Raw genomic sequence first — 6,020 nt, 5'->3', positions numbered from 1 at the left:
CTGGGTATAAGAGACAGATTTTATTTTTATCTAAATTTATTGAAGGTAAATTTGAACTATCAGTATCTCCAGAAAAGGCTTCTCTTGCAATTTTTTCTGATTTTATTGATTCATCTGAACCATGAAGCATTTCAGTTGCTTTATTAGCTAATAATTTTTTTAAATCGTTTATATTGTTTTCTTTTATACTTTCAATTTCCTCTATCTCTAAATCTGTGAATATTTTTAAAAACTTTATTACATCTCTGTCATCTGTATTTCTCCAAAATTGCCAATAGTCATAAGGAGATAAATAATTTTTATCTAACCATATTGCGCCTGTTTCAGTTTTTCCCATTTTTGCACCTGAAGCTAGTGTTATTAAAGGAGTAGTTAATCCATACGCTTGATTTCCAGAATATCTCTTAATTAATTCTACACCATTAACAATATTACCCCATTGGTCTGAACCTCCAATTTGAAGAACACATTCTTTTTTTTTATTCAGTTCAAGAAAATCATATGCTTGAAGTATCATATAATTAAATTCCATGTAACTTAGGGATTGTTCTCTTTCTAATCTTAATTTTACACTATCAAATGTAAGCATTTTATTAATAGTAAAATGTTTTCCTACATCTCGTAGAAAAGAAATATAATTAAGTTCTTTTAACCAATCATAATTATTTACAAAAATTGGCTTAGTTGTATCACTGTCATTATCTAAAAAATTGGTTAAAATTTTTTCTATATTTTTAATATTTTTATTAATTTCATCCTCATTTAGAATTTTTCTTGTTTTATCTTTTCCTGAAGGATCTCCTATTCTAGTAGTACCTCCACCAATCAACACAATTGGTTGATGACCATGTTTTTGTAGCAATCTTAAACACATGATTTGGAGCAAACTGCCCACGTGTAGACTTTCAGCCGTGCAATCAAAGCCTATGTAAGCTTTTATCTTTTTAGTATCTAATAAATTAGACAATTCCTCATCATTTGTACACTGGTAGTAAAAACCTCTGTCTTTAAATTCTTTTAAAAATTTATTCATATATATAAATTCACAATATACATTTTTTGATAAAAACAAATATTTATGGAAAAAAAATTACTCAATTGTCTTGGAATGATGAGCGGAACTTCGATGGATGGAGTAGATATTTCTTTAATTAAAACAGATGGAGAAAACTTTTTTGAGAGAATAATTGATAAATACTACGAATTTCCAGATGATTTGTATGATGGATTGATAAAAATTAGAGAGATAATATCTTCTAAAGAAGATCTCAAAATTCAAAATAAAAAAATCAGAAATATAGAAAAAAAATTTACCCTTTTTCACGCATCACTTATTGAAGATTTAAAGTCTAATTTTGAGATAGACGTTGTTGGTTTTCATGGTCAAACAATTTTCCATTCTCCAAAAAACAAAATTAGTTTTCAAATTGGTGATGGAAATTTATTATCACAACTTGTAAGAAAAAAAGTTGTTTTTAATTTCAGAAAAAATGATATTAATCATGCCGGACAAGGTGCACCTTTAACTCCTATTTTTCACAATTTAATTTCAAAAAAAATTTATGAAAAAAATAGAAGTGTTTCATTATACTTTATTAATATTGGTGGAATAACTAATTTAACAAAAATTGATAAAAATTTTGATGAAAATTTTATGGAAGGTTATGATATTGGTCCAGGAAATTGCTTAATTGATAATTGGGTAAGAAAAAATTCAGCATTAAAATATGATGAGAATGGCAAAATTGCAAGCTTAGGTAGATTAAATGAACTAACTTTAAATCAGGCAATTGATAATTTTGAGTTCAACGATTTTAAAAATTCATTAGATATAAATGATTTTGATATTTCATTTTTAAGAGGATTAGATTTTGAGGAAGGTTGTACAACTGTAACTGAGTTTACAGCTTATTTAATAGCAAATGGAATAAATAATTTAAGAGATAAAAATGATGATTTAGACTTATTCATTTTTTGTGGTGGAGGTAGAAAAAATCACTTTTTAATTAATAGAATTAAAAATTATATCAATAATGAGAAAAGATTTATAATAAAAAATGTTGATGATTATGAGTTTGATGGAGATTTTATAGAGTCACAAGCTTTTGGTTATTTAGCTGCGAGGTCAATATATAATCTTCCAATTTCATTTCCTAAAACTACCAGATGTTTGAAATCAATATCAGGAGGTGAGATAGTTGATAATAATTAAATTAGTATAAAGCTGTTTCTTTTTTAATATATTTATCTAATTTTTTTACTAGTGAATTTTCTGTTTTTGAAAAAAAATGATTAGCATCAGTAACAGTTTCAAATTCTACTTTAATTCCTTTTTGAGCACTTAATCTTGTATTAAGTTCGTTAATATATTCTAAAGGTACTAATTCATCTTTTTTTCCATGTATCATCAATCCAGAAGTAGGGCATGGTGACAAAAAAGAAAAATCATAAGCGTTAGGTTGAGGGGAAATTGCAATAAATCTATTTATCTCTGGTCTTCTCATTAAGAGCTGCATTGCAATCAAAGATCCAAAAGAAAAACCAGAAACCCAACATTGTGAGTTATCAAAATTTTCTCTTTCTAACCAATCTAGTGCAGCTGCTGCATCAGCAAGTTCACCTTGACCGTTATCAAATTCACCATCACTTTTTCCTACTCCTCTAAAATTGACTCTACAAACTGAAAAATCATTATCCATAAAAGTATGAAATGTTTCCACGACAACTTTATTATTCATTGTTCCTCCGTACTGAGGATGAGGCTGTAATACTAAAGCTATCGGTGAAGTAGGTTTTTTACTTTTATAATATTTTGCCTCAAGCCTTCCCGCAGGACCAGGAATGAATATCTCTAATATTTTATTATCCATATTTTGAAAAAAGCATAAATAGCACAAGTCTGCGTTAAAATGGTAGTTTTTTTTTGATGTTAGATACTTGACTAATTTAGTCGGGTTTATATATACCCTTCATTAATTATGAAATTAACATCAAAAGGTAGATACGCTGTAATGGCCCTAGTTGATATTGCAAAATTTGACAATATCAATCCAGTTTCATTAAGAGACATTTCATTAAGACAAGGTATCTCGGTAGATTTTCTGGAACAAATTTTTTCAAAACTAAAAAAAAATGAAATAGTTAAAAGTATCAGAGGAACGCAAGGTGGATATATTTTAAGCAAAAAACCTTCAGAAATTAAATTGAATAATATTTTTGATGCAATTGATGAAAGTGTAAAAACCGTTCAATGTAAAAAAGAGTCAAAAAAAAGTTGTAATGGTAAATCATCCAAATGTGTAACTCATGATTTGTGGAATGAACTGGAAACACATATTAATTCATTCTTTGAGCAAAAAAGTTTAGAGGATTTAGTTTCAAAAAGAGAAAGTAGAATTTAAATGGATCAAAGAAATAAAGATATCGAAAAATTAAAAGATTACAAATATGGCTTTTCAACAGATATTGAAAATATAAGAGCACCAAAAGGTTTAAATGAAGAGGTCATAAAGTTCATTTCCAATATTAAAAAAGAACCACAATGGATGTTAGACTTTAGATTAAAAGCGTTTAATAGATTAAAAAGTTTAAAAGAGCCAAATTGGCAAAAGCCAAAATACCCAAAAATTGATTATCAAGATTTGTATTATTATTCAGCACCTAAAAGCATGAAAGATAAACCCAAAAGTCTTGATGAACTAGACCCTAAATTACTTGAGACTTACAACAAACTAGGCATTCCTCTACAAGAGCAAGCAAGATTAAATGGAATAGCAGTAGATGCAGTTTTTGACTCAGTCTCAGTAGCAACAACTTTTAAGGAAGAACTTACAAAACAAGGAATAATTTTTTGCTCTATGTCTGAAGCAATTCAAAAACATCCAGAGCTTGTAAAAAAATATTTAGGATCTGTAATCCCAATAACAGATCATTATTTTGCAACTCTTAACTCTGCAGTATTTACTGATGGATCGTTTGTATATATTCCTGAAGGTGTGAGATGTCCAATGGAGCTTTCTACTTACTTTAGAATTAACGCTTCTGAAACAGGTCAATTTGAAAGAACATTAATTATTGCCGATAAAAATAGTTACGTAAGTTATTTAGAAGGTTGCACCGCTCCAATGAGAGATGAAAATCAATTGCATGCTGCAAACGTTGAGCTAATTGCGTTAGATGATGCTGAAATAAAATACTCTACAGTTCAGAATTGGTATCCTGGAGATGAAAATGGGGTAGGTGGAATTTATAATTTTGTTACAAAAAGAGGTTTGTGCAAAGGTAAGAATTCAAAAATTTCTTGGACTCAGGTTGAAACAGGTTCAGCAATTACATGGAAATATCCAAGCTGTATTTTAAAAGGTGATAATTCTGTTGGTGAATTTTATTCTATTGCAATCACAAATAACCATCAAAAAGCAGATACTGGAACTAAAATGATACATTTAGGAAAAAATACAAAAAGTAAAATTATATCAAAAGGAATTTCTGCTGGTAAATCTGACATGATGTATAGAGGTTTGGTAGATATTTCATCAAAGGCAGATAACTCTAGAAATTTTACCCAATGTGATTCTTTATTGATGGGGAATAAATGTGGTGCACACACAATCCCATATATTAAAAATAAAAATATAAAATCAAATATTGAACATGAAGCAACAACATCAAAAATAAGTGATGAACAATTATATTATTGTAATCAAAGAGGTCTAAATCAAGAAGAAGCTGTAAGTCTGATTGTTAATGGATTTTGTAAAGAAGTTCTTCAGCAATTGCCGATGGAATTTGCTGTTGAAGCGCAAAAATTAGTTGGAATTAGTTTAGAGGGGAGCGTTGGATAAATGCTTGAAATTAATAATTTAAAGGCAAAAGTTGAAAACAAAGAGATATTAAAGGGACTTAATTTAGAAATTAAACCTGGAGAAGTACATGCAATTATGGGTCCAAATGGATCTGGAAAAAGTACTTTATCAAATATTTTATCTGGAAAAAAAGGCTATGAAATAGAAGGAAAAGTATCATTTGATAATCAAAATCTTTTAGAACTTGAAACAGAAGAAAGAGCACATAAAGGAATTTTTTTGGCTTTTCAGTATCCTTTAGAAATACCAGGAGTGAATACAAATACATTTTTAAAGACTTCACTCAATGCAATTAAAAAGGCACGAGGTGAAAAAGAATTAGATGCAATTGAATTTTTAAAATTAGTTAAGCAAAAATCAGCTGAATTGAAGTTTGATGAAAAAATTTTAAGTAGACAACTAAATGTTGGATTTTCTGGCGGTGAAAAAAAGAAAAATGAAATTTTACAAATGTCTATTTTAAATCCTAAACTTGCAATTTTAGATGAAACAGATTCAGGTTTAGACATAGATGCTTTAAGAATTGTTTCAGAGGGAGTTAATTCTTTAAGAAGTAATAATAATTCTTTTTTGATAATTACACATTATCAAAGGTTACTAGATTATATTAAACCAGATTTTGTTCACGTTTTAAAAAATGGTCAAATTATAAAATCTGGTGGACCAGAGCTAGCGTTAGATTTAGAAAAAAAAGGATACGAGGAGTTTAATTAATGGAAGATAATACAATTATAAACTTTGATAAATTTTTAGATAATCACTCGTTTTCTGATAAGCAATTAGAAAAAAGAAAAGAGAATTATAAAAAATTTAGTGATGAAGGTTTTCCAAATAAGAGATTAGAAGATTGGAAATTTTCAGATTTAAATCAAATAATAAAAAAAAATATTAAAAATTTTGTTATTGAAAAATCTGAACCAAATAAATTGCAACATTCAAATTTAATTAAGGATTTTGATCACAATAAAATTTATTTACAGGATGGAAAATTAATTAGTTATGATTTTTCTTTTGAGAAAGAAAATTCGTTAAAATTAAATATTGAAGAAATTGTTGAAAATAAAATTAATACAAATTCTTTATTAAATTTAAACAGTGCTTTAAGCGAAGATAAGATAAGTATAATTGTCAAAGAAGGTTATATTACAAATACAC

Annotated in this window: 6 protein-coding genes and 1 pseudogene; 5 read left to right on the top strand and 2 right to left on the bottom strand. The window is 27.7% G+C overall.

Translation table 11 applies throughout. The annotated features are described in order from the left end of the window. Positions 1–1,033 (bottom strand): tyrosine--tRNA ligase (gene tyrS, locus ACTT9D_RS06600; protein WP_440930989.1); only part of this gene is annotated, 1,033 nt, incomplete at its 3' end. Between the two features lie 45 nt (positions 1,034–1,078). On the opposite strand from tyrS, the gene ACTT9D_RS06595 reads away from it, so the two are divergent. Beyond that, positions 1,079–2,212, top strand: a complete 1,134-nt coding sequence (locus ACTT9D_RS06595; RefSeq protein WP_440930988.1) for an anhydro-N-acetylmuramic acid kinase — start codon at positions 1,079–1,081, stop codon at positions 2,210–2,212. Position 2,213: 1 nt separating this feature from the next. Here the strand turns inward: ACTT9D_RS06595 and ACTT9D_RS06590 are convergent, their stop codons facing one another. Continuing rightward, complete coding sequence (locus tag ACTT9D_RS06590) at positions 2,214–2,858, bottom strand: alpha/beta hydrolase (RefSeq protein WP_440930990.1); 645 nt, start codon at positions 2,856–2,858, stop codon at positions 2,214–2,216. 120 nt (positions 2,859–2,978) lie between these two features. Here ACTT9D_RS06590 and ACTT9D_RS06585 point away from each other — a divergent pair, with 120 nt between their 5' ends. The 4 genes and pseudogenes from ACTT9D_RS06585 to ACTT9D_RS06570 all read left to right on the top strand — a co-directional run. Then, entirely contained in the window at positions 2,979–3,401 is a 423-nt protein-coding gene (locus tag ACTT9D_RS06585; RefSeq protein ID WP_440930987.1) for an RrF2 family transcriptional regulator, read from the top strand. After that, complete coding sequence (sufB, locus tag ACTT9D_RS06580; protein WP_440930986.1) at positions 3,402–4,844, top strand: Fe-S cluster assembly protein SufB; 1,443 nt, start codon at positions 3,402–3,404, stop codon at positions 4,842–4,844. After that, the gene (gene sufC, locus ACTT9D_RS06575) at positions 4,845–5,579 is read left to right on the top strand and encodes a Fe-S cluster assembly ATPase SufC (RefSeq protein ID WP_440930985.1); all 735 of its coding nucleotides are present in this window, start codon (positions 4,845–4,847) and stop codon (positions 5,577–5,579) included. Next, positions 5,579–6,020: pseudogene (locus tag ACTT9D_RS06570) on the top strand (Fe-S cluster assembly protein SufD); the annotation flags it as partial. The gene sufC and the pseudogene ACTT9D_RS06570, both read left to right, overlap by 1 nt.

The sequence above is a fragment of the Candidatus Pelagibacter sp. genome, from assembly GCF_052049815.1.
Taxonomy (GTDB): Bacteria; Pseudomonadota; Alphaproteobacteria; order Pelagibacterales; family Pelagibacteraceae; genus Pelagibacter.
Note: the sequence above shows the minus strand (reverse complement) of the source record. Positions and strands in the feature narration are given on the sequence as shown.

Bases quoted from the DNA above. Each gene is read 5' to 3' on its own strand.
- ACTT9D_RS06595 (WP_440930988.1), top strand. From the start codon at position 1,079: ATGGAAAAAAAATTACTCAATTGTCTTGGAATGATGAGCGGAACTTCG.
- ACTT9D_RS06585 (WP_440930987.1), top strand. From the start codon at position 2,979: ATGAAATTAACATCAAAAGGTAGATACGCTGTAATGGCCCTAGTTGAT.
- sufB (WP_440930986.1), top strand. From the start codon at position 3,402: ATGGATCAAAGAAATAAAGATATCGAAAAATTAAAAGATTACAAATAT.
- sufC (WP_440930985.1), top strand. From the start codon at position 4,845: ATGCTTGAAATTAATAATTTAAAGGCAAAAGTTGAAAACAAAGAGATA.